Source organism: Amedibacterium intestinale, from assembly GCF_010537335.1.
Lineage (GTDB): Bacteria > Bacillota_I > Bacilli_A > Erysipelotrichales > Erysipelotrichaceae > Amedibacterium > Amedibacterium intestinale.
This window is the reverse complement of the sequence record NZ_AP019711.1, coordinates 1,647,506-1,673,445: the sequence shown is the minus strand read 5'-3', so window position 1 is coordinate 1,673,445 and position 25,940 is coordinate 1,647,506. Positions and strand designations below refer to the sequence as shown.

Sequence of the window (25,940 nt, the reverse complement as noted above, 5' to 3'; positions counted from 1 at the left end):
AATTGAAACCAATAAAGAGATGTACTATAATAAATTTAACAAAGAAAGGAGAGCACCTATGAAACTGCAACAGACACAACGTATTAAAACATTAAAAGAGAAAATGCTGGCACAGCCGCGTTATGCATCGATTGAACAAGCGATGATCATTACAAAGACATATAAAGAAAATGAAGATAAGCCGGTTATTTTGAAACGTGCTTTATCTTTATACAATGCACTTACACAATTGGAGATTGGCATTGAACCGGAAGAAATGATCGTAGGTAATCGTACCAAGGGGGTACGCTATGGGGTTGTATTTCCGGAAGCAGGAAGTTCGTGGATTGAGGAAGAAATAGAAACACTTCCAACTCGTCCTCAAGATCGTTTTCTAGTTCGTCCAGAAGATATACAGACGTTTAGAGAAGTTATTTATCCATATTGGAAAGGGAAATGCATGGAGGATGTTTTAAAACAACGTTATGGCGATGAGATAAAAGCTATTGCGGAAGTAGTAAAAATTAATCAGAAAGATCATGCCCAGGGACATATTTGTCCAGATGTAAATAAATGGCTTAGACTTGGTCCTAAAGGAATCATGGAAGAGGCACAGCAATATTTAAAAACCTGCAATGATGAAGCTAAAGATTTTTATGAGGCTATTCAAATTGTCATGTCTGGTGTATGCACATTTATGATGCGTTATCATGATTTGCTGCTGGAAGAATCAAAAAAAGAAGAGCATGCAGAATGGAAAGATAATATGATCGAAGTAGCACGCATTTGTAAATCTTTAAGTGAGCGTCCTGCACAAACATTCCATGAAGCATTGCAGGCAGTATGGTTTTTATTTACGGTTTTACATATGGAAAGCAATGCCAGCAGTTTTTCTCCAGGAAGATTGGATGAGATTTTAATTCCATATTATGAGAAAGATGTAAAAAAAGGAATCTTAGATGAACAAAAAGCACTGGAAATGATTGAATGTCTATGGTTGAAATTTAATCAAATCGTATATTTAAGAAATAAGAACAGTGCAAAATATTTTGCTGGTTTCCCTATTGGTTTTAATATTGCGATTGGTGGAATGGATGCGCATGGAAATGATTACTCTAATACCTTATCACATTTGTTTTTAACTGCACAGGAACATTTAGGACTTCCACAGCCTAATCTTTCTGTACGTCTGCATAAAAAAACAAATGATGATTTGTTGAAACATGCGATTCGTGTAGTCGCAAAAGGAAGTGGTATGCCGCAGTTTTTCAATGATGAAAGTATTATTCCTGCTTTGATGAAAAGTGGTATTCGTGAAGAAGATGCGAAAGATTATGCGATTGTTGGATGTGTGGAGGTAACAACCCAGGGAAATAATCTTGGCTGGAGCGATGCAGCAATGTTTAATTTAAACAAGGCATTGGAACTTACTCTTCATCATGGAAAATGTCTTTTAACAGGAAAACAATTAGGACTTGATTTAGGAAGTTTATCTACTTATAAAACATATGAGGAATTGGAAGATGCTTTTGGAAAGCAAATTCAGCATTTTATGGAACGTATGGTAAAAGCTTGTGAGCAGGTTGAAAAAGCACACATTGATACACTTCCTTCTCCGTTTCTATCTAGTGTTATTGATGATTGCATGGAAAAAGGAATGGATGTTACGCAGGGAGGAGCACATTATAATTTAAGTGGTATTCAAATGATTCAGGTTGCAAATCTAGCGGACTCATTAGCTGCAATTAAGAAACTTGTTTATGAAGAACATCGAATTTCAGCAAAGGATTTGGAGTCTGCATTAGAAGATAATTTTGAACATCAGCAAGTTATTCGTACTATGCTGTTAAATAAATGTCCAAAATATGGAAATGATGAAAGCTGGGTTGATGAAATAGGTGCAAAATGGGCGAGATTTTTCCAGCAGGGATTAAAACAATATAAAAACTATCGCAATGGACCTTATAATACAGGAATGTATACCGTATCTGCTCATGTTCCTATGGGAGAACATGTTGGAGCTAGTGCAGATGGGCGTTATGCGAAAAGTCCATTGGCAGATGGAGGAATGTCACCAGTATATGGAAGAGATATAAAAGGACCAACAGCTGTATTAAAATCCGTTTCGAAAATGGATAATGTTCTAACAACCAATGGTGGACTTCTGAATATGAAATTTTTACCTGAATTCTTTAAAACAGAAAGCGGTATTGATAAATTTGCGATGTTTTTAAGAACCTTTGTGGATTTAGAGATTCCTCATATTCAATTTAATGTTGTGCGTAAAGAAGATTTGCTTGAAGCACAAAAGAATCCGGAACAGTATCGTTCTTTAACTGTTCGAGTTGCGGGCTATACAGCTTACTTTGTAGAATTGGCGCAAGAACTGCAAAATGAAATCATAGCTCGTACAAGTTATGAGGGTGTCTAATGAAAGGGAATATATTTGATGTGAAACGTTTTGCCATACATGATGGGCAGGGAATTCGTACAACCATCTTTTTTAAGGGGTGTCCTTTGCGTTGTGTATGGTGTCAAAATCCAGAAGGTTTGGAAGGGGATGCACAGGTTTTATATATGGAAAAAACATGTATTCATTGTGGAATATGTGTAAAAGAAAGCAAAGCTCATGGAGTAGAATTAAAACATGGAAATCTTCAAATCTTTCGAGATCGAAAGGAAGACTGGAGACATTTGGCAGGCAGTTGCCCTAGTGGAGCATTATGTTTAGATACAAAAGAATATACGAGTGATGCGCTGGTAGAAGAAGCTTTAAAAGATAAAATGTTTTTCCGCTATGGCGGAGGAGTAACCATCAGTGGAGGAGAACCCTTTTATCAAAGTGATTTTCTGATAGAAGTATTTCAGAAATTAAAAGAAAAAGGAATACATACAACGATTGAAACGTCTTTGTTTGTGAAAAGAGAAATATTAGAAAAAGCACTTCCTTATATTGACCATTTATATGTAGATATAAAATTATTTGATGCAGAAAAACATAAACAATATACTGGAGTAGACAATCATATAATATTAGATAATGTAGCATGGCTTTTGCATAGTGATAGAAAAAAAGATGTAACCATACGTACACCATTGATTCCAGGAATGAGTGCAACAGAGGAAAATATTACTGCAATTTCGAGGTTTATAACATCGAATTATAAAGATGCTGCATATGAGCTTCTAAATTATAATCCTTTAGCAAAAGCAAAATACGCACTAACAGGGAAACAGTATTGTTTTAAGGAAAATCCTGAATTATATACATCAAAACAAATGGAAGAATTTTATACAATGGCAAAAAACGGTGGTATAACAAATCTAATTATTGTATGAATTATAAAATAAAGATACAATGAAAATAGGAGGAAATGGAATATGGAATTAATATTAGATTCATCAAATATTGAGCAGATTAAAGATTTAAATGAATTGCTTCATGTAAGCGGAGTAACAACAAATCCAACAATCATTACAAAAAGTGGAAGAAGCTTTGAAGATGTTGTAAATGATTTAATTGCAGTTTTGGATGAAGAACAAATGCTTTTTATACAAGCTGTATCTACAGATGTGGCAGGAATTGTAGAAGAAGCGAAATACATCGCTTCTCTTCGCAAGAAAAACATGTACGTAAAAATTCCTGTGACACATGAAGGGCTAAAAGCAATCAAAGAATGCAAGAAATTAGGGATTGGTGTTTTGGCAACAGCAATTTATACAGCAGACCAGGCATTTTTAGCAGCAATGAATGGAGCTGATTATTTGGCACCATATGTCAATCGCATGGATAATTACGGTGATGGAGTAGAAAATGTAAAAGATTTAATTACGATGTTAAAAGTAAATAACATGAATGCGAAAGTCGTAGCTGCAAGTTTTAAAAATACTAGACAGGTACATGAGCTAATCAAAGCAGGAATTCAAGCAGTTACGATACCATGTGATGTAGCATACAATATGATTGATCATCCAGGAACTGCAATTGCGGTAGATGAATTTAGTGAAAACTGGAAAAAGGCATACGGAAAAACAACATTAAGATAAAAGAAAGCTCGATTTTATCGAGTTTTTTTTAGATGAATATGGTATTATGAAACGGTATGAAGGGAGTGTCGACATGCAATCATTCAATAAAACAAAATATCGATTTGCACATGCTATGCTTGAAGTGATGAAAAAAGAACCACTTGATAAAATTACAGTAAAAGACATTGTGAAAGAAGCAGATATGACAAGACAAACGTTTTATCGTAATTTTCAAGATAAATACGATTTGGTAAATTGGTATTTTGATGTGCTCGCTCAAAAATCGTTTAAACAAATGGGGATAAGCTGTACGTTAAAGGAAGGATTAATCAAAAAGTTTTCCTTTATTAAAGAAGAACGTCTGTTTTTCACAGAGGCTTTTCTGCACGATAATCAAAACTCGTTGTTTAACTATGATTATGAATGTATTTTACAGTTTTATAAGGATATTATTGAGAAAAAACTTCAACGTCCTATAGATGAAGAACTGTTTTTTCTATTGCGTATGTATTGTAGAGGAAGTATTTATATGACGGTGGAATGGGTAAGAAATGGAATGGGAATGTCTTGTGAGGAAATAAGTGAATTGTTAATTCAGGCACTTCCTAAACCATTAGAATCTTTGTTGCTGGATCTGCAAGGGTGAATGTTACAAATGTGAGAAGATGTAACAAATGTTACATTTTTTCTTTTGTGTAACTTTGAGGGAAAACGGTTTCATTCTAAAATATAAATAAAGATATGACAGGAGGAATCGATATATGGCAAATCGTTTTATTTTGAATGAAACCAGCTATCATGGAGCTGGAGCAATTAAAGAAATCGTAACGGAGGTAAAAGCACGTGGATTTCAAAAGGGTTTGATTGTTACAGATGCAGATTTAGTAAAATTTAATGTTGTAAAAAAAGTAACAGATTTACTTGATGAAGCAAATTTACCATATGCTATTTATGATAAAGTAAAAGCAAATCCTAGTGTAAAAGTTGTAAAAGATGGAGTAGAGGCATTTAAAGAAGCTGGTGCAGATTATATCATTGCGATTGGGGGAGGATCTCCACAGGACACTGGTAAAGGAATTGGAATTATCATTAACAATCCAGAATTTAGTGATGTAGTGTCCTTGGAAGGAACAGCTGCTACAAAAAATAAAGCTGTACCAATGATTGCGGTTGCGACAACTGCAGGAACAGCGGCAGAAACAACAATTAACTATGTTATTACAGATGAGGAAAAACGCCGTAAATTTGTTTGTGTAGACCCTCATGACATTCCAGTAGTAGCAGTTGTAGATCCAGATATGATGAGTTCTATGCCGAAAGGATTAACAGCATCAACTGGATTAGATGCATTAACACATGCAATTGAAGGTTATACAACACTAGGTGCTTGGGAATTGGCAGATACTTTAAATTTAAAAGCAATTGAATTGATTTCCCGCTCTTTAAGAAGTGCGGTAGAAAATGATCCAAAAGGTCGTGAAGACATGGCACTTGGACAGTACGTAACAGGTATGGCATTTTCTAATGTAGGACTTGGTGTTGTACATGGAATGGCACATCCATTAAGTGCTTTCTATGATACTCCTCATGGAGTGGCAAACGCAGTGCTTCTTCCTTATGTTATGGAATTCAATAAAGATTACACTGGTGAAAAATATCGCGAAATTGCACGTGTCATGGGTGTTGAAGGTGTTGATGAAATGAGTCAGGAAGAATATCGCAATGCCGCTATTGAAGCTGTAAGACAACTATCAAAAGATGTAAATATTCCTCAGACATTAAAAGAAATTGGGGTAAAAGAAGAAGATCTTCCTGCTTTGGCACAAGCAGCTATGGCAGATGTATGTACAGGTGGAAATCCACGTCCATGTACGTATGAACTTGTACTGGAAGTATATAAAACAGCATTTTAATCAAGTGTTATAAATGGAAGTGATAGGAAATATAAGGTTAGGTTTACACTTTATATTTCCTTTTCTTTTGGGCAAATTGCATAAAAAGTATTTTCCTTTATGTGAACATGATTGCATGTTATAATGTCCACATGGAAAAAATACATGATAAGAAAAGATTAGTGATTAATTTATTGGATTGGTATGATGAGCATGCAAGGGTGCTTCCATGGAGAGAAGAAGCAACACCTTATCGAGTTTGGGTAAGTGAAATCATGCTTCAGCAAACAAGGGTAGAAGCAGTCAAACCATATTTTGAAAGATTTTTAAAAGCATTTCCTTCAATATCTTCTTTAGCCAATGCGAAAGATGATGAACTTAGCAAAGTTTGGGAAGGGCTTGGATATTATAATCGTGTAAAAAATATGAAAAAATGTGCACAAATGTGTATGGAGCTTTATGATGGAAAGCTTCCTTCAACTTATGAACAGCTGCTGCAGCTTCCAGGGATTGGAAGTTATACGGCAGGCGCGGTTGCAAGCATTGCGTTTAAAGAAAAAGCAGCTGCGGTAGATGGAAATGTTTTGCGTGTTTTTTCACGATTGCTGGTAAGCGAAGATGATATTTTGAAAGAAAGTACAAAAAAGAAATTTCAGAAAATTATTCTTGATTATATTCCAGAAGAAAGGTGTGATGCATTTAATCAGGCTTTGATGGAAATTGGGGCTTTGGTCTGTGTCCCAAATGCTGCCCCGCGCTGCAATATTTGTCCTTTAGCACAAGATTGCATTGGATATCAAAGCGGGAAAGCACATTTTTTACCGATTAAAAAAGCAAAGAAACAGCGCAGAATCGAAAAAAGGACAATTCTTGTAGTTGTGTGGAAAGATAAAGTGCTGTTGTATCAAAGACCGGAAAAAGGCCTTCTATCAAAGATGTACGAGTTTAAAAATCTAGAAGATCATTATTTGAAAAAGGATATTATAAATAGGATAGGAGCGAAACATGTGTTAACCTATAAGAAACTAAAAGATGCAAAACATGTTTTTTCTCATATTGAATGGCATATGAAAGCTTGTTTAATAGAAGTTGATGAACCGATAGAAGAAGGTGTATGGTGTACAAAAGAAGAATTAGAACATACGTACGCCATTCCTTCTGCTTTTCAAACATATAAAGAATCTCTATATGAATGGTGGAAGGAGAAATCCTATGAATGAGAGTTTTTATAAAGAAATACAGCAGTTTTCACCTTTTAATGAACAGGAAGAGCAAGATAAGAAAGTATTTTTAAAATATCTGGAAACGTTTGATGATATTTTTTATCGAGAAAATGAGTTTGCGCATATAACAAGTTCTCCTTGGATTCTCAATGAAACAAAAGATAAGGTGTTGATGATTTACCATAAAATTTATCGTTCATGGGGATGGTGTGGAGGACATTGTGATGGGAATGAAAATTGTGTGGAAGTTGCACTTCAAGAAGGCAAAGAAGAAACCGGTTTAAAGCATCTGCATCTTCTCAGTCCTGAGATTTTAGCAATTGATATTCTTCCTGTACCACCACATTATAAAAAAGGGAAATATGTTACTTCACATGTTCATTTAAATGTAACATATGCCTGTGTGGCAAAAGAAACAGAAACGATTTCTCCTAAGCTGGATGAAAATAGTGGGGTTAAGTGGATTCCAGTTGATGAAATAGCTTTCTGGGTAAAAGAAGAAGATATGAAACCTGTTTATAAGAAATTGATGGAAAAGATATTTCTTTTGGGTCATTAATAGAAATGGTGCTATAATGAAGATAATAAAGAAAAGGAAGGTAACTTATATGCTGGAAAAAATTAAACATGGACTTGTGGTTTCTTGTCAGGCTTTACCGGATGAACCTTTACATTCTTCTTTTATTATGGGGAGAATGGCATTAGCGGCAAAACAAGGTGGTGCTGTTGGAATTCGTGCACAAAGCAAAGAAGATATTGTGGAAATTAAAAAGAATGTGGATCTGCCTGTTATTGGAATCGTAAAAAGAAATTATCCTGATAGTGAAGTATACATCACGCCAACCAAAAAAGAGGTAGATGAACTTTTAGAAACAGGTTGTGAGATGATTGCTTTAGATGCTACAGAAAGAGTACGCCCTCATAATGAAAAGCTGGAGGATTTAGTTGCCTATATACATGCACATGGTGTTTTAGCTATGGCAGATTGTTCAACTTATGAAGAATGTATGCATGCAGAACGTATAGGTTTTGACTGCGTATCTACAACTTTATGCGGATATACACCATATTCTGAAGGAATTGATGGACCAAATCTTCCTTTATTGAAGAAATTATGTGAATCTTGCAAGGTTCCGGTTTTGGCAGAAGGAAAAATTAATACACCAGAAGATTTAAAGGCGGTATATGAAGTTGGAGTATACAGTGCTGTAGTAGGTGGTGCAATTACTCGACCAAAACAAATTACAGAACGATTTGTTGAGGTGTTGAAAAAATAGAAGGAAACTTCTATTTTTTTTATAAAAAAGCCTGCACAGTCCTCTTCGTTTTTGCATATCGTATAAGGAATGTGAGGGTAGAGTTATGAATATACGAGTGATGAAATTTGGAGGAACTTCTTTACGAAGTGAAGTAACGAGAAAATATGCATATCGTCATATATTAGAAGCAGGCAAATATGGAAAAGTTGTAATGGTAGTATCTGCGATGGGCAGATATCCAGACGCTTATGCGACGGATACACTTCTTTCTATGGCATGTGATTCTTTGAGTAAAGAGGAAAAAGCAAGACTTGTTTCCATTGGAGAGCAGGTGGCAAGTTTAAAAGTATGCAGCGAATTATTGGAAATGGGAATTTGTGCATATGCTATGTCTTTTATGGAAACAGGAATTCTTACAGATGAACAATATGAATATGCAAATGTATTGGAATTGCATAAAGAATCGATTATTAAAAGATTAAAACAGTATGATGTAGTAATCGTTCCAGGATTTCTTGGGGTAAGCAAACAAGGAAGAATTACAACTCTGGGAAGAGGAGGCAGTGATTTTAGTGCTGTTTTATTTGCGGATATGCTTGAGTTGAAAGAAGTAGAAATATATACGGATGTAGATGGTGTATATGATTCAGATCCAAAACTGCATGAATTTGCCCTTCGCTATGATCATTTGAGTTATGATGAAATGCTTAATATGAAATCACGCGTTTTACATGATCGATGTGTAGAGTATGCAAAACAGCACCATATTGAAATATACTTAAAGGGTACTTTTTCAAAAGGTGCGGGTACTTTAATTTCATCCTAAGAAAAACAATGAAATGTGCAGGAAATATGCTATAATAATTGTAGAGGTGATTCGTTTGAAGAGTATTCTAATGGTTAGAAATCTGAAAGATGAAGAGAGCGCAAAACAAATAAAACTTGCATTATCTGAAACTCGTGTGGATTTTGAAGTAAATCTGGAAAAACAATGTGTTATCGTAGATGGAGATTCTGATATGGTTGCTGTAGCCAGAAAAGTTATCAATGATTTAGGGTATATCATGTTTTAAGATTTTTTTGTTTATGTAAAAAACCAGCTGGTCTTTGGAATATCTTAAAGTACAAAAGGTATTCTATTGCAGCAGCTGGTTTCTTTTTATTTCTGAAATAAAAGCATATTGATAAATGCACTTAAAAGTAAGAGTAAAGCAAATACATTTTGTAAAAAAGAATGATTAGAGAAGGGATGGAAAGAAAAAGAAAAGATTATTTGTAATGCATATCCAATGCAAAATAGAATAGAAAATAATAAAGCTAGTTTTTGATATGTTTTCATTTGTATCACCTGTATCTACTTTATGAAAGGTAAATGATTTTATGAATGATTCTCAAGAAGAAAGCATAAATTAGGATGAGCAGGAGGAAAACAGAGTATGAAAACAAAAATCATTGCAGGTGCAGGAGCAATATTGCTGATTGCAGTTTTATTGGTAGTTCTTCGTCCGGCATCTTTTACATCAACGCTTCAAAAGCAAGTGGATAAGATGGATGGGTATGTATTAAAAGGTGATATGGAAATCAGCAAGGGAGAAAATTTAAAGACATATGCTTTGGAGGTAGGATATCATAAAGGGGATGTACAGCAGTTTAAAGTATCTTTGACAGATAAAGAATTAAATCAGGAGCAGCAGATTTTAAAAAACAAAGACGGGGTTTTTGTGATTACTCCAAGTTTAAATCAGATTTTCAAATTTGAAGGGGATTGGCCTTTGAATACGCCAAAGCCATACTTATTACAAACGATGAATGATATTGTTCAGCAAAAAGATACGAAAATTAAAAAGGAAAAGGAAGGATATTTGATAAGTGCCAAGGTAAATTATCCATCTAGTCAAAGTTATCATCATGAAGATATGCATTTTGATAAAGATGGAAAAATTCAATGGCTGCAAATTTATAATGAAGATAATGTTGTAGAATTGAAAATTGTGTTTAATAAAGTAGAATATAATACAAACTTTGAAAAAGATTACTTTAAAACACCGACTACATTAGAAAAAGAAAAATCAACCTCTGCGATTGCAGAAGAAGATTTGCCACTATATCCTGTGCAGGTATTTTCTTCAAAACTAGAAAACACAAGTGTTGTAAGCTCTGGGGGAGAAACCCGACATATTCTAGAATATAGTGGTGATAAGGATTTTACAGTCATTGAAACAAAGAAGAAAGCAAGTGATGAAACACAAACCGTAATTATGCCTTTGGATATGATGGATTCTATGGAGTTGATAGGTTTTTATGATGGAAGTCATATGAGTGTTATGTATGATAATGTGGAGTTTAGTGTGTATTCTGAAGATTTAGAACCAGAAGAGATGATGGATGTAATTTCCAGTATGCAGGTGGCAGTGATGAAGTGATGATAAAAAGAGGAGATGTGTATTATGCAGATCTTGCTGGTGTAAAAGGGAGTGAACAAGGGGGAATACGACCTGTTGTTGTAGTACAGAATGATAAGGGGAATCGGTATTCGAAAACGATTATCGTAGCACCTATTTCTAAAAAAATGTCAAAGCCTCCAATTCCTACACATGTTATATTTAGCAATTCTGCTTTAAGTTATGTATCTATGATTTTATGTGAACAACTTCGTACAATTGATAAAAGTAGACTAGGACAATGGATTTGTACGCTGGATAAGAAAACAATGGAAAAAATAGACCATGCAATTATGGTAAGTCTTTCTTTGTAAGATAAGGGCATTGCCCTTTTTTCTTTGATAAAATAGAAAAATAAATTTTTTTGGAAAAAATATTGACACTTGTAAAATCATTTGATATTATATACGAGCGTTAAGCGAGAATATAAATGGTCCAGTGGTGTAGTGGTTAACATGCCTCCCTGTCACGGAGGAGATCGTGGGTTCGAGTCCCATCTGGACCGCCATTTAATAAAATTTAATATTTTGGTCCAGTGGTGTAGTGGTTAACATGCCTCCCTGTCACGGAGGAGATCGTGGGTTCGAGTCCCATCTGGACCGCCATTTTTATTTTGCAGATGTAGTTCAATGGTAGAACACAGCCTTGCCAAGGCTGATACGGGGGTTCGATTCCCCTCATCTGCTCCAGGTTGATAAATAAAGGCTTATTTAAATGTTTGGCATAAGGCTAGCATAAAAAATGAGCCTTTTTTGTTATTTGTATGAATGTGTATATAAAATAAAAAAACTGTGATAAAATAATAATATATAGTATATAAAGAGGAGGTCGCCGTGAGAAAGGTTATATTAATATTAGGGATGATTTTTCTGCTTTGTGGGTGCTCTGAGGAAAAAGTGATAGATCATCCGCAGGAATTAAGTGTTAATGAAGTGCTAACAAAATTAAACTCTGAAAAAAGTGACTCTTTTCTTCTATATTTGACTAGCGATAATTGTTATTCTTGTGAAGAGTATGAAAAAGTGATTGAAGATTTAGAGGAAGAAGAACCTTTTGAAATCTATTATTTAAAAATTGATTTGGAAGAAAATGATGAAGCAACTTTACAGGCAATGAGAGAATTGGATGTGACGATTGGGGATATTAAAGAACTTCCTACTACATATTATTTTTATCAAGGGAATTTGTTGAAGGAAAACTGTAAATTAGGATACTTAAATAAAGAGGAATTAAGAGAATGGCTGAAAAGTTTACATATATTACATTAGAAGAAACTGCATCTGTACTGACAAAAGAGGAAATAATAGAACAATTAAAGTATTTGGGTGTTCAAAAAGGTATGACGTTGCTGGTGCAGGGGGATATGAAACAACTTGGCACAGTTGTTGGAGGAGAACAGAGTGTCATAGAAGCGTTGATGGAAACGGTTGGATTTGAAGGGACAATTGTAATGCCTTCCTTTACTTTTGGTTTGTTAGATCCTTCTTCACAGAAAAAAAAGGTGGAACGGCAGTATTGGAAAGCTTTTCGAAATGGATTAGAGCCTTTTGATCGAAGACTTAGTGTGGAGATGGATGAAGATACCTTAGTACAGCAGTTTTTAAGAAATGATGGAGTAGCAAGATCCTACCATCCGATTTATAGTTTTGCGGCCTGGGGAAAATATGCTCGTATTTTTTGTGACAAACATCCTTTGCATTTTGGTTTGAATCAGGATTCTCCTTTAGGGAAAATGGTGGATTTTAATGGATTTGTTGTATTGCTTGGAACTTCTTATGAAAAAAGCGTGATGTTTCAACTTGCAAAATATAAGGGTGATCAATTTCCAGTTAGAATCATCAGTGCACCTATTCGAAGTGGAAATAAAAAAGAATGGAAAGACTTGCTAGATATTTCATATGATTCTAAAAAAGGTATAAAAGAGGCAATGGAATATATGGAAGAAAAAAAAGTAGTAAGAACTACTTTTCTTGGTAAAGGTTGTTGTCGATTTTTTTCTTGCAGGGAAGCTCTGCAGGCAGCTGTATTAAGCTTTAGCTGTCTAGAGAGCTTATAAGAATTTCACAAAATTGCATCAGATAGTATTCATCTGTTTCGTCAAAATTTGAAAATTCATAGGAATCAATATCAAGGACGCCTAAAAGGGTGTCTTTTTTTATGAGTGGAATTACAATTTCTGAATTACTGGCACAGTCACAAGCAATATGCCCAGAGAATTTATGGACATCATCAACACGTTGAACATTTAAAGTTGAAGCACATGTTCCACATACACCTTTTCCTAATGGAATATGCATACAGGCAACTTTTCCCTGAAATGGTCCTAAAATTAACTCGTTATTTTTTAAAAGATAAAAACCAGCCCAGTTTATGTTTTCTAAATTGTGGAACAGAAGTGCTGATGCATTCGAAAAATTTGCAATCATATCATGTTCATTTTCTAGTAAAGCTTTTAATTGATCTAATAAAAGTTTATATGTCTTCTGTTTATCATTCATAAAAATCTTCCTTTCGTATTTTATATCCAATATAGTAACACAAAAAAAGCGAACTATGAGAGCTCGCTTTCCATATTTGCAAATTTTGTATAAGCTTTTGACACATTAGCAGGGGTATCTGGTTTCATAACATACCAGTTTTGATTGCACATCATATTAAAAACATCTCGCTGTAAAGTAGATACGCTTGTGTATAAATTCATAATGGAATCGTAAAGAGTATCGCTTCCTGCTTCTTGTGCAAATGTGTTAAATTCTGCTTTCATATGTTTAAGGCTTATTAGAAGATTGGTTGAAATCTCTTTTTCTGTATAATTGGATTTACTCATTTTTTTACTTCCTCCTGCAAAATGCTAACAAGTTGTTTGTAATTTTTACAAAGTTGTTTTTCTGTCTTTTGAAAGCAGGTAATGATTTCTTTTGTTTGTAGAAGAGTAGATTCATGTTGAATGCGTTTGTATAAAACAAAAGTTTGATCTAATAAATCTTGCATATATAAAATATCTTTTGATGTTAACATAGTATCACTTACATCTATTTGATGCATTCTCCTTTCTGTTATTAGCTTTCCCATTCATTGTGGATATATTCTAGGAAATATGAAAAGTTTTTGATATAATAAAAAAATATTGTGGGAGGTTACATATGCTGGAACAATTAAAAGAAGGAGAATATGTTTATATACAAAGTTTTAAACATGATGGTTCTTTGCATCGTACATGGGCGATGGGATATGTGATAGAAGCAAATGCAAAAAGAGCGGTAGTTGTGACGAATCATACTTTAGTTAGTGAGTCAGATGGCAGAAAGTGGATTACAAGGGAACCGGCAATTTGTTTTCTTTATCCTGATAAATGGTATAACGTTATTTGTATGATACGAAAAACAGGTATACATTATTATTGTAATTTAGCATCTCCTTCTCTGTATGATGGAGAAGCGATAAAGAATATAGATTATGATTTGGATGTAAAGGTAAATCCGGTAGGGAAAACTACACTTCTTGATGAAGATGAATATAGAGAACATATGATGCAGATGGGATATAGCAGTGCTCTTGATAAAGCTATTAATAAAGGACTAGATAAGTTAATGGTAGATATTCGTTTGAAAAATTCTCCATTTGATCACACGGAAATTTATCATTTATATGATAAGTATTTAGATATGATGGAACAATCACGTAAAGAAGGTAAAAACTAGTTTAAAAATAAAAATATAAAAAAAGAGTAAAAAAATGTTGACATAGGGAAGAGCGGGTGGTAATATATACGAGCACCAAGCGAGAGAGCTTGGCTCGGTCTTTGAAAACTAAACAGGAAACGTCAATTTCAAACAATGAAAAAGATAACAAAACAAAAGAAAAAACGTTAGCAGAAAACGTTTTGAGCTAAAATCAAATGGAGAGTTTGATCCTGGCTCAGGATGAACGCTGGCGGCATGCCTAATACATGCAAGTCGAACGGAGCGAATATGGAAGCTTGCTTCTGTAAGAGCTCAGTGGCGAACGGGTGAGTAACACGTAGGTAACCTGCCCATGTGCCCGGGATAACTGCTGGAAACGGTAGCTAAAACCGGATAGGTGAATAGGAGGCATCTCGTATTCATTAAAGGACCTGCAAAGGTGCGAACATGGATGGACCTGCGGCGCATTAGCTGGTTGGAGTGGTAACGGCACACCAAGGCGACGATGCGTAGCCGACCTGAGAGGGCGAACGGCCACATTGGGACTGAGACACGGCCCAAACTCCTACGGGAGGCAGCAGTAGGGAATTTTCGTCAATGGGGGGAACCCTGAACGAGCAATGCCGCGTGAGTGAAGAAGGTCTTCGGATCGTAAAGCTCTGTTGTAAGTGAAGAACGGTCAGTAGAGGAAATGATACTGAAGTGACGGTAGCTTACCAGAAAGCCACGGCTAACTACGTGCCAGCAGCCGCGGTAATACGTAGGTGGCGAGCGTTATCCGGAATCATTGGGCGTAAAGGGTGCGCAGGTGGTACATTAAGTCCGAAGTAAAAGGCAGCAGCTCAACTGCTGTTGGCTTTGGAAACTGGTGAACTGGAGTGCAGGAGAGGGCGATGGAATTCCATGTGTAGCGGTAAAATGCGTAGATATATGGAGGAACACCAGTGGCGAAGGCGGTCGCCTGGCCTGCAACTGACACTGAGGCACGAAAGCGTGGGGAGCAAATAGGATTAGATACCCTAGTAGTCCACGCCGTAAACGATGAGAACTAAGTGTTGGGGAGACTCAGTGCTGCAGTTAACGCAATAAGTTCTCCGCCTGGGGAGTATGCACGCAAGTGTGAAACTCAAAGGAATTGACGGGGGCCCGCACAAGCGGTGGAGTATGTGGTTTAATTCGAAGCAACGCGAAGAACCTTACCAGGCCTTGACATGGATGTAAATGCCCTAGAGATAGGGAGATAGCTATACATCACACAGGTGGTGCATGGTTGTCGTCAGCTCGTGTCGTGAGATGTTGGGTTAAGTCCCGCAACGAGCGCAACCCTTGTCGCATGTTACCAGTATTGAGTTAGGGACTCATGCGAGACTGCCGGTGACAAACCGGAGGAAGGTGGGGATGACGTCAAATCATCATGCCCCTTATGGCCTGGGCTACACACGTACTACAATGGCGGCTACAAAGAGAAGCGAACCTGCGAGGGGGAGCGGAACTCATAAAGGTCGTCTCAGTTCGGATTGGAGTCTGCAACTCGACTCCATGAAGTCGGAATCGCTAGTAATCGCAGATCAGCATGCTGCGGTGAATACGTTCTCGGGCCTTGTACACACCGCCCGTCAAACCATGGGAGTTGGTAATACCCGAAGCCGGTGGCATAACCGTGAGGAGTGAGCCGTCGAAGGTAGGACCGATGACTGGGGTTAAGTCGTAACAAGGTATCCCTACGGGAACGTGGGGATGGATCACCTCCTTTCTAAGGAGAAAGAGTGTAGAGAAAGATATTTCCTGTTTGGTTTTGGAAGGCTGAGAAGCATTCCGAATCGATCTTTGAAAACTGAATAACAGAAGACATAACAGAAGGTCTATAACGAAAAGTTGTAAGAAATTCACGAGTTGAAGTTAAACAAACAGAAAACTCAAAGCTAAGCTAATGGTGATTAAGTAAGAAAGGGCGTACGGTGGATGCCTAGGCACTTGAAACTGAAGAAGGACGCAACAAACGGCGAAACGCGGCGGGGAGCTGTACGTAAGCAAAGATCCGCCGGTATCCGAATGGGGGAACCCGGCATGCGTAATAGCATGTCATCCGCAGATGAACAAATAGTCTGCGAGAGAGGTACCCGGGGAACTGAAACATCTAAGTACCCGGAGGAAAAGAAAACAACAGTGATTCCCTGAGTAGCGGCGAGCGAAAGGGGAGGAGCCCAAACCAGACCGAGGTCTGGGGTTGAAGGACCGCGATACGGCAAGAATCATGGTAGGAGAACGGCATTGAAAGGCCGACCGGAGAGGGTGCAAGTCCCGTATCCGAAACCGTGAGGAAGCCCAGCGGGATCCTGAGTACGGCGAGACACGAGAAATCTTGTCGGAAGCAGGCGGGACCATCCGTCAAGGCTAAATATAAGCAAGTGACCGATAGTGAACCAGTACCGTGAGGGAAAGGTGAAAAGAACCGCGGGAGCGGAGTGAAATAGAACCTGAAACCGTATGCTTACAAGAAGTCAGAGCACGTTAAGGTGTGATGGCGTGCCTTTTGTAGAATGAACCGGCGAGTTATGTTATCGTGCGAGGTTAAGCAGGAGATGCGGAGCCGAAGCGAAAGCGAGTCTTAATAGGGCGGCAGTACGATGACATAGACCCGAAACCGTGTGATCTAGCCATGACCAGGTTGAAGTTCAGGTGAAACTGAATGGAGGACCGAACCGACCCCCGTTGAAAAGTTGGCGGATGAGTTGTGGCTAGGGGAGAAATTCCAATCGAACACGGATATAGCTGGTTCTCCCCGAAATAGCTTTAGGGCTAGCGTCGAGGATGAGTCTTGTGGAGGTAGAGCACTGAATGTACGATGGCCCCATCCCGGGGTACTGAGTATAATCAAACTCCGAATGCCATGAGATATTCCCGGCAGTCAGACCGTGGGTGATAAGGTCCATGGTCAAAAGGGAAACAGCCCAGACCGCCAGTTAAGGTCCCAAAATGTATGCTAAGTGGAAAAGGATGTGGGGATGCACAGACAACTAGGAGGTTGGCTCAGAAGCAGCCATCCTTCAAAGAGTGCGTAACAGCTCACTAGTCGAGTGACCCTGCGCCGAAAATGTACCGGGGCTAAGCATACTACCGAAGCTGCGGATTTGTAGTAATACAAGTGGTAGGGGAGCGTTCCATGCACGTGGAAGCCATACCGAAAGGAGTGGTGGAGAGCATGGAAGTGAGAATGCCGGTGTGAGTAGCGAGATGCAGGTGAGAATCCTGCACACCGATAGCCCAAGGATTCCAGGGGAAGGTTCGTCCGCCCTGGGTAAGTCGGGACCTAAGGCGAGGCCGAAAGGCGTAGTCGATGGAAAACAGGCAGATATTCCTGTACCCGCGATGGAAATGAAGGAATGACGGAGAAGGCTAGCATGAGCCACTTATTGGATTGTGGTCGAAGCGAATAGCAGGTGCATAGTCAAATGCGTGCACGGGATGTAAAACGTGACAGGTAAGCGAAACCCTAGGGGAGTAGCGAAGCATGCGAGGCCAGCTTCCAGGAAAAGTTTCTAGTGCTAATTCCATAGCGGCCCGTACCAAAACCGACACAGGTGGGCAAGGAGAGTATCCTGAGGTGAGCGAGAGAACTGTTGCCAAGGAACTCGGCAAAATGACTCCGTAAGTTAGCGAGAAGGAGTGCTTATGAAAGTAAGCCGCAGTGAAGAGGCCCAAGCGACTGTTTAACTAAAACACAGCTCTCTGCGAAGTCGCAAGACGAAGTATAGGGGGTGACGCCTGCCCGGTGCTGGAAGGTTAAGAGGATTTGTCAGTTTCGACGAAGCAATGAATTGAAGCCCCAGTGAACGGCGGCCGTAACTATAACGGTCCTAAGGTAGCGAAATTCCTTGTCAGGTAAGTTCTGACCCGCACGAAAGGCGTAACGATTTGGGCGCTGTCTCGGCAGCAGACTCGGTGAAATCTTAGTACCTGTGAAAATGCAGGTTACCCGCAACTAGACGGAAAGACCCCATGGAGCTTTACTGCAGCCTGATATTGGATTTTGATCAGAGATGTACAGGATAGGTGGGAGACGAAGAAGGATGCACGCCAGTGTATCTGGAGTCGACGTTGGGATACCACTCTTGTCTGATTGGAGTTCTAACCTGCGTCCATGAAGCTGGACGGGGGACCGTGTCAGGCAGGCAGTTTGACTGGGGCGGTCGCCTCCCAAAGAGTAACGGAGGCGCCCAAAGGTACGCTCAGATTGGACGGAAATCAATCGGCGAGTGCAAATGCAGAAGCGTGCTTGACTGTGAGACAAACAGGTCGAACAGGGACGAAAGTCGGGATTAGTGATCCGGCGGTGCCGAATGGAAGGGCCGTCGCTCAACGGATAAAAGCTACCCTGGGGATAACAGGCTGATCTCGCCCAAGAGTTCACATCGACGGCGAGGTTTGGCACCTCGATGTCGGCTCATCGCATCCTGGAGCTGAATTCGGTTCCAAGGGTTGGGCTGTCCGCCCATTAAAGCGGTACGCGAGCTGGGTTCAGAACGTCGTGAGACAGTTCGGTCCCTATCTGTTGTGGGCGTAGGAGATTTGAGGAGAGCTGTCCTTAGTACGAGAGGACCGGGATGGACCTACCGCTGGTGCACCGGTTGTTGTGCCAACAGCATAGCCGGGTAGCTAAGTAGGGAAGGGATAAGCGCTGAAAGCATCTAAGCGCGAAGCCTACTCCAAGATGAGATCTCCCATACGCAAGTAGTAAGACCCCTTGAAGACGACGAGGTAGATAGGTCAGGGATGGAAGCGCAGCGATGCGTGGAGTTGACTGATACTAATAGGTCGAGGACTTAATCAAATGTTGACTGTTGTTCAGTTTTGAAGGTTCGAACCTTCAGGGATCTGGTGATGATGGCGAAGTGGACACACCTGTTCTCATCCCGAACACAGAAGTTAAGCACTTCAGCGGCGACAATATCCAGACGTGCTCTGGTGAAGATAGCACGTCGCCAGTTCCTTTTGAGCCTTGAGGCTCTTTTTTTTGTTTATCCTTTTACCTTTTCTCTACTTCTATGTTATAATGTAGCGGCCTATATGAAAGGAGGCACTTTATATGAGAGAAATAAAAGTATCCTCTTTACAGGACACAGCAAATTTAGGAGAGAAACTTGGAAAACTACTAGAATCTGGCTCCTTAGTTACCCTATGTGGTGATCTAGGTGCTGGAAAAACAACTTTTACAAAATCAATTGGAAAAGCATTGGGTGTGAAAAAAGTTATTAATTCTCCTACTTTTACAATATTGAAAACTTATTATGGAAAAATGCCTTTGCATCATATTGATGCATATCGTTTGGAAGGAATAACTCAGGATTTAGGATTTGAAGAACTATTCGATGATGGGGTATGTGTTATCGAATGGCCTGCGTATATTATGGATCAGTTACCGAATGAACGATTGGAGATTGAAATAAAAAGAATTGGAGAATTTGAACGTTTGTTTTTATTTCATCCAATTGGTGATGTGTATGAAAAGATTGTGAGGGAATTATAATGAAAACATTATGTATGGATAGTGCACATAAAAATTTGCTTATCGCATTAATTGAAGATGGAGAAGTGAAAGCTTCTATTTGTGAGGAATGCTGGAAAAAACAAAGTGAAACATTATTTCCTGCACTTGTATCTTTAATGGAAGAGGCAAATTGGGAAGTCGATGATATCGAACATGTCATAATTACAGATGGACCAGGAAGTTATACTGGTGTGCGAATTGCAATGACTGTTGCGAAAGTTTTATGTACACGTAAGCAAATTCCTTTATCATGTATATCTTCTTTGCAGCTATATGCTGGTATGAGAGAAAATGTTTTTGTTTTATTAGATGCTAGAAGTAAAAGAGCCTATTGTGCAGCTTTAAATAAAGGGAACTTTACTATGGATGAGCAAATCTTGACATTGGATGAAATTAAACAGTTAACAGAAAATGCTCAATATACAGTTTTGGGAGATACGGAGTTACTTGGAATTGAAAAACCAGAAATTGACTTAGTTGAAAACTTTAAGCAGTTAATACCACTTGCTCGTCCTATTGATAATATTCATACACTTGTTCCTAGATATCTAAAAGATCAGGATTCTTATAAGGTAAAATAAAATGATACGTGAAATGAAAATAGAAGATTGTTCTATTGTTTCTCAAATAGATGCACAATGTTTTCCAGTTCCTTGGAGTGAAGAACAATATAAACGTGAATTTAATGAAAATGAATTTGCATATTTATATGTTTTAGAAGATCATAATGAAATTATTGGATTTATTGATTTCTGGATTACATTTGATAGTTGTCAGCTTGCTAAAATAGCTGTGTTGCCTTCTTATAGAGGAAAGCATTATGCACATTTACTTATGGATAAAATGATTGAAAGAGCACAGCAGGAGAATTGTGAAATTATATCTTTAGAAGTTCGTGTTTCAAATACTGCTGCTCATAAATTATATGAGGCGTATGATTTTATTAAAGTAAATGTTAGAAAACAATATTATCAGGATAATGGAGAAGATGCAGATTTTCTTATAAAAGCGATAGGAGGGAATTGTGAATGAAAGATACCTATATATTAGCAATTGAATCTAGCTGTGATGAAACAGCAGCATCCATTGTAAAAAATGCTAAAGAAATTGTTTCTAATGTTGTTGCGACACAGATTGATGTACATAAAGACTTTGGAGGAGTTATTCCCGAGGTTGCCAGTCGTATACATGTAGAAAACATATCAATGGTTATTGAAGAAACATTGCATAAAGCAAATATGAAGGTTGAAGATGTAGATGCTATTGCTGTTACGCAGGGACCTGGATTGGTAGGAAGCCTTCATGTGGGGGTACAAGCTGCAAAGACACTTGCATGGGCATATAATAAACCATTAGTTCCAGTACATCATATTGCAGGACATATTTATGCTAATCAACTTATTACAGAATTAAAGTTTCCTTTATTAGCATTGGTTGTATCTGGTGGACATACAGAACTTGTATATATGAAAGATGAATGGAGTTTTGAAATACTTGGAACAACACAGGATGATGCGATAGGTGAAGCTGGCGATAAAGTGGGACGTGTTTTAGGACTTCCATATCCTGGTGGTGTTTATGTGGATAAGATTGCGAAAGATGGTAAACCAATCTATTCATTAGCTAAACCAAAAACAGAAAATGAACTAGATTTTTCCTTTAGTGGATTGAAAAGTTCTGTATTACAGTTTATCGATCGATGTAAAAGAAAAAATGAAACATTTAGACCTGAAGATTTGGCAGCATCCTATCAGGAAACTGCTTTTGAAACTTTACTAAGCAGAGCTAAAATCGCAATTGAGAAATATAATCCAAAACAGATGGTATTAGCGGGTGGTGTAGCAGCTAATTCATGTTTAAGAAGCAAAATTACAGATGGCTTGGCAAAAGAATATTCTGATGTCGAATTTATTATTCCACCACTTTCCTGTTGTACAGATAATGCAGCAATGATTGCGGTTGCTGGAACAATAGCTTATCAGCATGGGGTTCGAGCAGATTATTCTTTAACTGCGGATCCAGGTATTGATTTAGAAGAATCTTAATAGAAAAAGCAGGAATCATTGCAATTCCTGCTTTTTCTTGTCTATAGACAAATCCTACTGTTCTTCGTAGTAGCATCCTTCTTCCTGAGATGGAGGAAAACGTCTACCTTTTTCAACATCTACATCTTTATACATTTCTTTGCCATTTGCATCATAGCAAGTGTATTTTCCGGTTTTTTCACAGTTCATTCCCGGACGATATTTTTTTGTTCGTGCCATTTTTAACACCTCCCGATAGTAGTATGAAGCTGCAATCAAAACTTATTCACTTTTTTAATAAAAATTGATAAAATGATAAAGTAGTGAAAGGATGAACAAAATGAAAATATTAGCAAGTGATTATGATGGGACTCTTCGCACAGGAGTTCTTGTTGATAAAAAAGATAGAGATGCAATTGTAAAGTTTCAAAAGGATGGAAATCATTTTGGAATCGTAACAGGACGTAGTATGGAATCTTTACAAAAAGAAATTGAAGTCAATAATTTAACATACGATTTCATTATAACAAATAACGGAGGAGTTATTTTTGACAAAAATGGGAATTTGCTGGAATGTCGTTATATGGATTTTGACAAAGCACTGGATATCATTAGTTATATTAAGAATCTAGAATGTGTATCTTATGTTATTAATGATGGATATCATCGTTTTAAATTTGATGTAGATAAGTCACAAGTTGATCATAAATATGCGAATATGGAAGATCATAGTGAACATGAGGAAGAAGTATTGGATAGAGGAAAAATTGCACAACTTGTAATTTCTTTGAATGATGATGCTTTAGCAGAGGAAATTGCTCAGCATATCAACACAAATTTTCGTGGTTATGCAATAGCTTATGTGAATGTGAATTGCGTAGATATTGTACCTGAAGGTGTATCGAAAGCAGAAGCTTTGTATTATATAGAAGATGAATTTGGATATGATCATGATGCGATTTATACAATTGGTGATTCTTTTAATGATGTACCAATGCTGGAAGAATTTCATGGTGTCAGTGTTGCACATGCAAAAGAGGCTGTACAGGGAAAAGCAGAAAAAATATGTAAGGATATAGAAGAATGTATTGATTGGTTAATGTCTTTACAATAAATAATAAAGAAACTAATATACGTTTTTGCTTTGATAGATTATAAAAGAATAGGTACAGAAGATAGAATATGGTATAATAAATAAACGAGAGGAGTGTTTATCTATGCTCAGTTATCTAACTTTATCCAACCTATGGGCACTGCTTAGATCTTTATTAGATATCCTTTGCTTATGGGCAATTGTATATTATTGTTTAAAGATCGTTAAAAATAATTCACGTACAATTCAAATTTTCAAAGGTATACTTCTTATTATCATTATCAAAGGAATTGCTTCTGTATCTGGACTTCATACAATGGAAAGTATTATGGCTTCTGTTATGTCTTGGGGAGTAATTGCCCTGATTGTTATTTTCCAGCCAGAAATTAGAAGTATGTTAGAGAAGATAGGAAAGACGAATGTTTTTTCACATATCAATACACTTACGATTAATGAAAAAGAAGATTTAGTGGAAGAACTTGTAAAAGCATGTTCTGAGATGTCTAAAACAAAAACAGGTGCTTTAATTTCAATAGAACAAGGACATTCCCTATCTGATTTTATTAAAACAGGTACAGCAATGAATTCTGTTGTTTCCAGTGAATTGCTGTGTTCTATTTTTCAATATGGAACCCCGCTGCATGATGGAGCTGTTATTATACAGGGAGTAAAGATTGCTTGTGCAGCAGCGTATTTCCCTCCTACAACAAGAGAACTGCCAACCAGTTATGGAGCTCGACATCGTGCGGCAGTTGGAATCAGTGAAATTACAGATTCTATTACCATTGTTGTTAGTGAAGAAACAGGAAATATTTCTATTGCGGAAGGTGGAAAACTAACGGTAATATCAGAAACAGGATTAAAGGAATTCCTGATGGAAGTTATATGCAGTTCCTCTAAATCAAAAGATGAATCTGAAAAAGAGAGTGAGCAGACAGAAAATACTTCAAAACATAGCGGAGTTTTTGCCCATTACTTTAAGGGTAAAAATAAAAAAGTAAAAACAGAAAAGGAAAATCGCTATACAAAGAAAAAGAAAGATCAACTTCCTGATGAAGTAGAAAGTGAAACAATCACACTTGATACAGGAAAGGAAATGGAAATTGCAAATTTGGTAGAAGAAGAACAAGCCCCATTTGATCACCTTTTTGAAAATATAGTGGAAACGGATAAAAAAGAAGAAAAGAAAGAAAAAAAAGCAGCAAAGCGCAAACCTAGAAAAAAAGAAGAGAAGAAAGAAAAAGAGAAAATAGAAGTTTCTAATGATATTACAAATATGGCTAATGATTTGTTTAATGATGTGATAGAGCCTGAGAAGATTGTTCTTCATTATGAAAAAGATGATGAGGAAGACTCCTTAAATAAAGATGAAGAAAGGAGTGGTATCTAATGGCAAAAAAGAAAAGAACTACACAAATGAGTTCTGAAGGGAAAACAGAACTGGCTAAGGCAATTGCGGAGAAAAGTGAATCTTTCGCAAAACATTATGAGAATGTAGAGTTAAAAGTAAGTAAGTTTTTTCGCTGGATAAGTGGATGGTTAGATAAATTATTATTTAATCAGAAACATGGTAAAATTGTGGCTTTAATTCTTGCGGTATTGTTTTTTGTTATTTTAAATGCAGACAGTGATGCAATTTTTGAAAAAAGTTTAAAAAATGCGGAAACATTAGGAGATTATCCAGTAAGTGCAATCATTTCAGATGAAGCCTATGAAGTTACAGGACTTCCAGAACAGGTTAAGGTTCGAGTCATTGGGGATATTAGTGATATAAAAAATGTGAAACAGCAAAAAAATTTAAGAATTATTGCGAATATGACAGATTTAACAGAAGGAATGCATGAAGTTAAACTGACGACTGAAGGTGCTCCAAGTGGTGTAGATGTTGTTTTGGAACCAAGCAATGCGGTAGTTACAATAAAGAAAAAATCAATACGAAGTTTTACTTTGGGGTTTGATTATGTTAATCGTTTCAAAATGGACAGCATTTATGATTTGAGTGAACCAGAGCTTGAACAGGGAGAAGTCTATGTTCGAGCGTCTAATGAAACATTAGATAAAATTTCTTATGTGAAAGCGTTGATTAGTGTGAAAGAGGATTATACGAAAGACTTTGAAACAATGGCAACCATTGCTGCCTATGATGAAAATGGAGATAAAATGGACGTAGATATTATCCCATCAAAAATGAAGGCAAAGGTAAAAGTAACAAAACCATCTAAAAATGTACCTGTTACTTTAGTACCAAATGGAGTAATTCCTAATAATAAGGCAATAGAGTCTTATACTTTAAATCATCCTAAGGTTGACATTTTTGCGAAACAAAGTGTTTTGGATAATATAACTGAATTACCAATCTCAATACCGGCGTCTACATTGACTTCCGATCGAGAGTTTTCAATGCCATTGATTGCTCCAAATGGTGTAACAAAAATAAGTGAAAGCTTTGTTAATATCTCAGTTAAGCTGGCGGATGCAAAAGAAACTATATTAAGTGGGATACCAATTCATATTATAAATACACTGGATGGATTTAGCGCATCTTTTGTAAATGAAGAAAATAAATCAACTTCTGTTACAGTAATAGGGGCAGAAAAGGTAATTAAAGAAATTAAAAAAGAAGATATTAAAGTGTATGCAGATATGAGTAAGGTTGATAAGCCAGGTACTTATGAAATAGAGTTGTTTGTTGAAGGCAAGAATAAGCTTGCAAGTTATAAGACAAAAGAAGGAAAAGTAACGATTAAAGTAGAGGAAAAATAAAGAAAG

26 protein-coding genes, 3 tRNA genes and 3 rRNA genes are annotated in these 25,940 nt (G+C 37.2%); 28 read left to right on the top strand and 4 right to left on the bottom strand.

Annotated elements, in window-relative coordinates:
• Positions 1-58: 58 nt before the first annotated feature.
• The 17 genes from A9CBEGH2_RS08535 (at position 59) to A9CBEGH2_RS08455 (ending at position 12,879) form a co-directional block, all read left to right on the top strand.
• A complete protein-coding gene (locus A9CBEGH2_RS08535) occupies positions 59-2,410 on the top strand; it encodes a glycyl radical protein (RefSeq protein ID WP_118277967.1) in 2,352 nt (783 codons plus the stop codon).
• Positions 2,410-3,318 (top strand): glycyl-radical enzyme activating protein, encoded by a 909-nt coding sequence (locus A9CBEGH2_RS08530; RefSeq protein WP_118277968.1) that lies wholly within the window; start codon positions 2,410-2,412, stop codon positions 3,316-3,318. Before A9CBEGH2_RS08535 ends, A9CBEGH2_RS08530 begins: the two co-directional genes overlap by 1 nt.
• A 42-nt stretch (positions 3,319-3,360) precedes the next feature.
• Entirely contained in the window at positions 3,361-4,026 is a 666-nt protein-coding gene (locus tag A9CBEGH2_RS08525; RefSeq protein ID WP_115716551.1) for a transaldolase family protein, read from the top strand.
• A gap of 73 nt (positions 4,027-4,099) precedes the next feature.
• A complete protein-coding gene (locus A9CBEGH2_RS08520; protein ID WP_118278059.1) occupies positions 4,100-4,654 on the top strand; it encodes a TetR/AcrR family transcriptional regulator C-terminal domain-containing protein in 555 nt (184 codons plus the stop codon).
• 115 nt (positions 4,655-4,769) lie between these two features.
• A complete protein-coding gene (fucO, locus tag A9CBEGH2_RS08515; protein WP_118362052.1) occupies positions 4,770-5,921 on the top strand; it encodes a lactaldehyde reductase in 1,152 nt (383 codons plus the stop codon).
• Between the two features lie 131 nt (positions 5,922-6,052).
• Positions 6,053-7,120, top strand: a complete 1,068-nt coding sequence (gene mutY, locus A9CBEGH2_RS08510; RefSeq protein ID WP_232057266.1) for an A/G-specific adenine glycosylase — start codon at positions 6,053-6,055, stop codon at positions 7,118-7,120.
• Entirely contained in the window at positions 7,113-7,682 is a 570-nt protein-coding gene (locus tag A9CBEGH2_RS08505; protein WP_163104585.1) for an NUDIX hydrolase, read from the top strand. Before mutY ends, A9CBEGH2_RS08505 begins: the two co-directional genes overlap by 8 nt.
• A gap of 49 nt (positions 7,683-7,731) precedes the next feature.
• Positions 7,732-8,400 (top strand): N-acetylmannosamine-6-phosphate 2-epimerase, encoded by a 669-nt coding sequence (locus tag A9CBEGH2_RS08500; protein ID WP_118277940.1) that lies wholly within the window; start codon positions 7,732-7,734, stop codon positions 8,398-8,400.
• Positions 8,401-8,485: 85 nt separating this feature from the next.
• Positions 8,486-9,208 carry an amino acid kinase family protein gene (locus A9CBEGH2_RS08495; protein WP_115716557.1) on the top strand — a complete coding sequence of 241 codons (723 nt, stop codon included), beginning with the start codon at positions 8,486-8,488 and terminating at the stop codon, positions 9,206-9,208.
• Positions 9,209-9,254: 46 nt separating this feature from the next.
• Positions 9,255-9,455, top strand: a complete 201-nt coding sequence (locus A9CBEGH2_RS08490; protein WP_232057334.1) for a hypothetical protein — start codon at positions 9,255-9,257, stop codon at positions 9,453-9,455.
• Positions 9,456-9,818: 363 nt separating this feature from the next.
• Positions 9,819-10,805 (top strand): LolA family protein, encoded by a 987-nt coding sequence (locus A9CBEGH2_RS08485; RefSeq protein ID WP_118277943.1) that lies wholly within the window; start codon positions 9,819-9,821, stop codon positions 10,803-10,805.
• Positions 10,805-11,137 carry a type II toxin-antitoxin system PemK/MazF family toxin gene (locus A9CBEGH2_RS08480; RefSeq protein ID WP_115716561.1) on the top strand — a complete coding sequence of 111 codons (333 nt, stop codon included), beginning with the start codon at positions 10,805-10,807 and terminating at the stop codon, positions 11,135-11,137. Before A9CBEGH2_RS08485 ends, A9CBEGH2_RS08480 begins: the two co-directional genes overlap by 1 nt.
• 118 nt (positions 11,138-11,255) lie before the next feature.
• A tRNA-Asp gene (locus tag A9CBEGH2_RS08475) sits at positions 11,256-11,331 on the top strand.
• A gap of 21 nt (positions 11,332-11,352) precedes the next feature.
• Positions 11,353-11,428: transfer RNA gene (locus tag A9CBEGH2_RS08470), tRNA-Asp, on the top strand.
• A gap of 10 nt (positions 11,429-11,438) precedes the next feature.
• Positions 11,439-11,512, top strand: a tRNA-Gly gene (locus A9CBEGH2_RS08465).
• 144 nt (positions 11,513-11,656) lie between these two features.
• Complete coding sequence (locus tag A9CBEGH2_RS08460) at positions 11,657-12,091, top strand: DUF6568 family protein (protein ID WP_115716565.1); 435 nt, start codon at positions 11,657-11,659, stop codon at positions 12,089-12,091.
• Complete coding sequence (locus A9CBEGH2_RS08455) at positions 12,061-12,879, top strand: AAC(3) family N-acetyltransferase (RefSeq protein WP_118277944.1); 819 nt, start codon at positions 12,061-12,063, stop codon at positions 12,877-12,879. Before A9CBEGH2_RS08460 ends, A9CBEGH2_RS08455 begins: the two co-directional genes overlap by 31 nt.
• Here the strand turns inward: A9CBEGH2_RS08455 and A9CBEGH2_RS08450 are convergent.
• The 3 genes from A9CBEGH2_RS08450 to A9CBEGH2_RS08440 are packed head-to-tail and all read right to left on the bottom strand — an operon-like array spanning position 12,857 to position 13,868.
• Positions 12,857-13,321, bottom strand: a complete 465-nt coding sequence (locus A9CBEGH2_RS08450; RefSeq protein ID WP_115716567.1) for a free L-methionine (R)-S-oxide reductase MsrC — start codon at positions 13,319-13,321, stop codon at positions 12,857-12,859. The genes A9CBEGH2_RS08455 and A9CBEGH2_RS08450 overlap by 23 nt on opposite strands.
• Before the next feature lie 53 nt (positions 13,322-13,374).
• Complete coding sequence (locus A9CBEGH2_RS08445; RefSeq protein WP_118277945.1) at positions 13,375-13,650, bottom strand: spore coat protein; 276 nt, start codon at positions 13,648-13,650, stop codon at positions 13,375-13,377.
• Positions 13,647-13,868 (bottom strand): oxidoreductase, encoded by a 222-nt coding sequence (locus A9CBEGH2_RS08440; protein WP_118277946.1) that lies wholly within the window; start codon positions 13,866-13,868, stop codon positions 13,647-13,649. Before A9CBEGH2_RS08440 ends, A9CBEGH2_RS08445 begins: the two co-directional genes overlap by 4 nt.
• A 98-nt stretch (positions 13,869-13,966) precedes the next feature.
• Between A9CBEGH2_RS08440 and A9CBEGH2_RS08435 the strand changes: the two genes are divergently transcribed.
• From A9CBEGH2_RS08435 to tsaD, 8 genes are all read left to right on the top strand, one after another.
• Complete coding sequence (locus A9CBEGH2_RS08435; protein WP_115716570.1) at positions 13,967-14,524, top strand: DUF402 domain-containing protein; 558 nt, start codon at positions 13,967-13,969, stop codon at positions 14,522-14,524.
• 194 nt (positions 14,525-14,718) lie between these two features.
• Positions 14,719-16,259, top strand: a 16S ribosomal RNA gene (locus A9CBEGH2_RS08430).
• A gap of 182 nt (positions 16,260-16,441) precedes the next feature.
• Positions 16,442-19,337 (top strand): 23S ribosomal RNA (locus A9CBEGH2_RS08425).
• Positions 19,338-19,380: 43 nt separating this feature from the next.
• A 5S ribosomal RNA gene (gene rrf, locus A9CBEGH2_RS08420) occupies positions 19,381-19,494 on the top strand.
• The 16S, 23S and 5S rRNA genes sit together here, the layout of an rRNA operon.
• A 98-nt stretch (positions 19,495-19,592) precedes the next feature.
• Positions 19,593-20,033, top strand: a complete 441-nt coding sequence (gene tsaE / locus A9CBEGH2_RS08415; protein WP_115716571.1) for a tRNA (adenosine(37)-N6)-threonylcarbamoyltransferase complex ATPase subunit type 1 TsaE — start codon at positions 19,593-19,595, stop codon at positions 20,031-20,033.
• Positions 20,033-20,635: a tRNA (adenosine(37)-N6)-threonylcarbamoyltransferase complex dimerization subunit type 1 TsaB gene (gene tsaB / locus A9CBEGH2_RS08410; protein WP_118277921.1), complete on the top strand. Its 603-nt coding sequence runs from the start codon at positions 20,033-20,035 to the stop codon at positions 20,633-20,635. Before tsaE ends, tsaB begins: the two co-directional genes overlap by 1 nt.
• Before the next feature lies 1 nt (position 20,636).
• Complete coding sequence (rimI, locus tag A9CBEGH2_RS08405; RefSeq protein WP_115716573.1) at positions 20,637-21,086, top strand: ribosomal protein S18-alanine N-acetyltransferase; 450 nt, start codon at positions 20,637-20,639, stop codon at positions 21,084-21,086.
• Positions 21,083-22,099, top strand: a complete 1,017-nt coding sequence (gene tsaD / locus A9CBEGH2_RS08400; RefSeq protein ID WP_115716574.1) for a tRNA (adenosine(37)-N6)-threonylcarbamoyltransferase complex transferase subunit TsaD — start codon at positions 21,083-21,085, stop codon at positions 22,097-22,099. Before rimI ends, tsaD begins: the two co-directional genes overlap by 4 nt.
• Positions 22,100-22,153: 54 nt before the next feature.
• Here tsaD and A9CBEGH2_RS12355 read toward each other — a convergent pair whose 3' ends face one another.
• Positions 22,154-22,318 (bottom strand): hypothetical protein, encoded by a 165-nt coding sequence (locus tag A9CBEGH2_RS12355; RefSeq protein WP_164503368.1) that lies wholly within the window; start codon positions 22,316-22,318, stop codon positions 22,154-22,156.
• Positions 22,319-22,418: 100 nt separating this feature from the next.
• Here A9CBEGH2_RS12355 and A9CBEGH2_RS08395 point away from each other — a divergent pair, with 100 nt between their 5' ends.
• The 3 genes from A9CBEGH2_RS08395 (at position 22,419) to A9CBEGH2_RS08385 (ending at position 25,934) form a co-directional block, all read left to right on the top strand.
• Positions 22,419-23,192 (top strand): HAD-IIB family hydrolase, encoded by a 774-nt coding sequence (locus A9CBEGH2_RS08395; protein ID WP_118277920.1) that lies wholly within the window; start codon positions 22,419-22,421, stop codon positions 23,190-23,192.
• A gap of 103 nt (positions 23,193-23,295) precedes the next feature.
• Complete coding sequence (cdaA, locus tag A9CBEGH2_RS08390) at positions 23,296-24,561, top strand: diadenylate cyclase CdaA (protein ID WP_118277919.1); 1,266 nt, start codon at positions 23,296-23,298, stop codon at positions 24,559-24,561.
• Positions 24,561-25,934, top strand: coding sequence for a CdaR family protein (locus tag A9CBEGH2_RS08385; protein WP_118277918.1), 1,374 nt, complete (start codon positions 24,561-24,563; stop codon positions 25,932-25,934). Before cdaA ends, A9CBEGH2_RS08385 begins: the two co-directional genes overlap by 1 nt.
• The last annotated feature ends 6 nt before the right edge of the window (positions 25,935-25,940 follow it).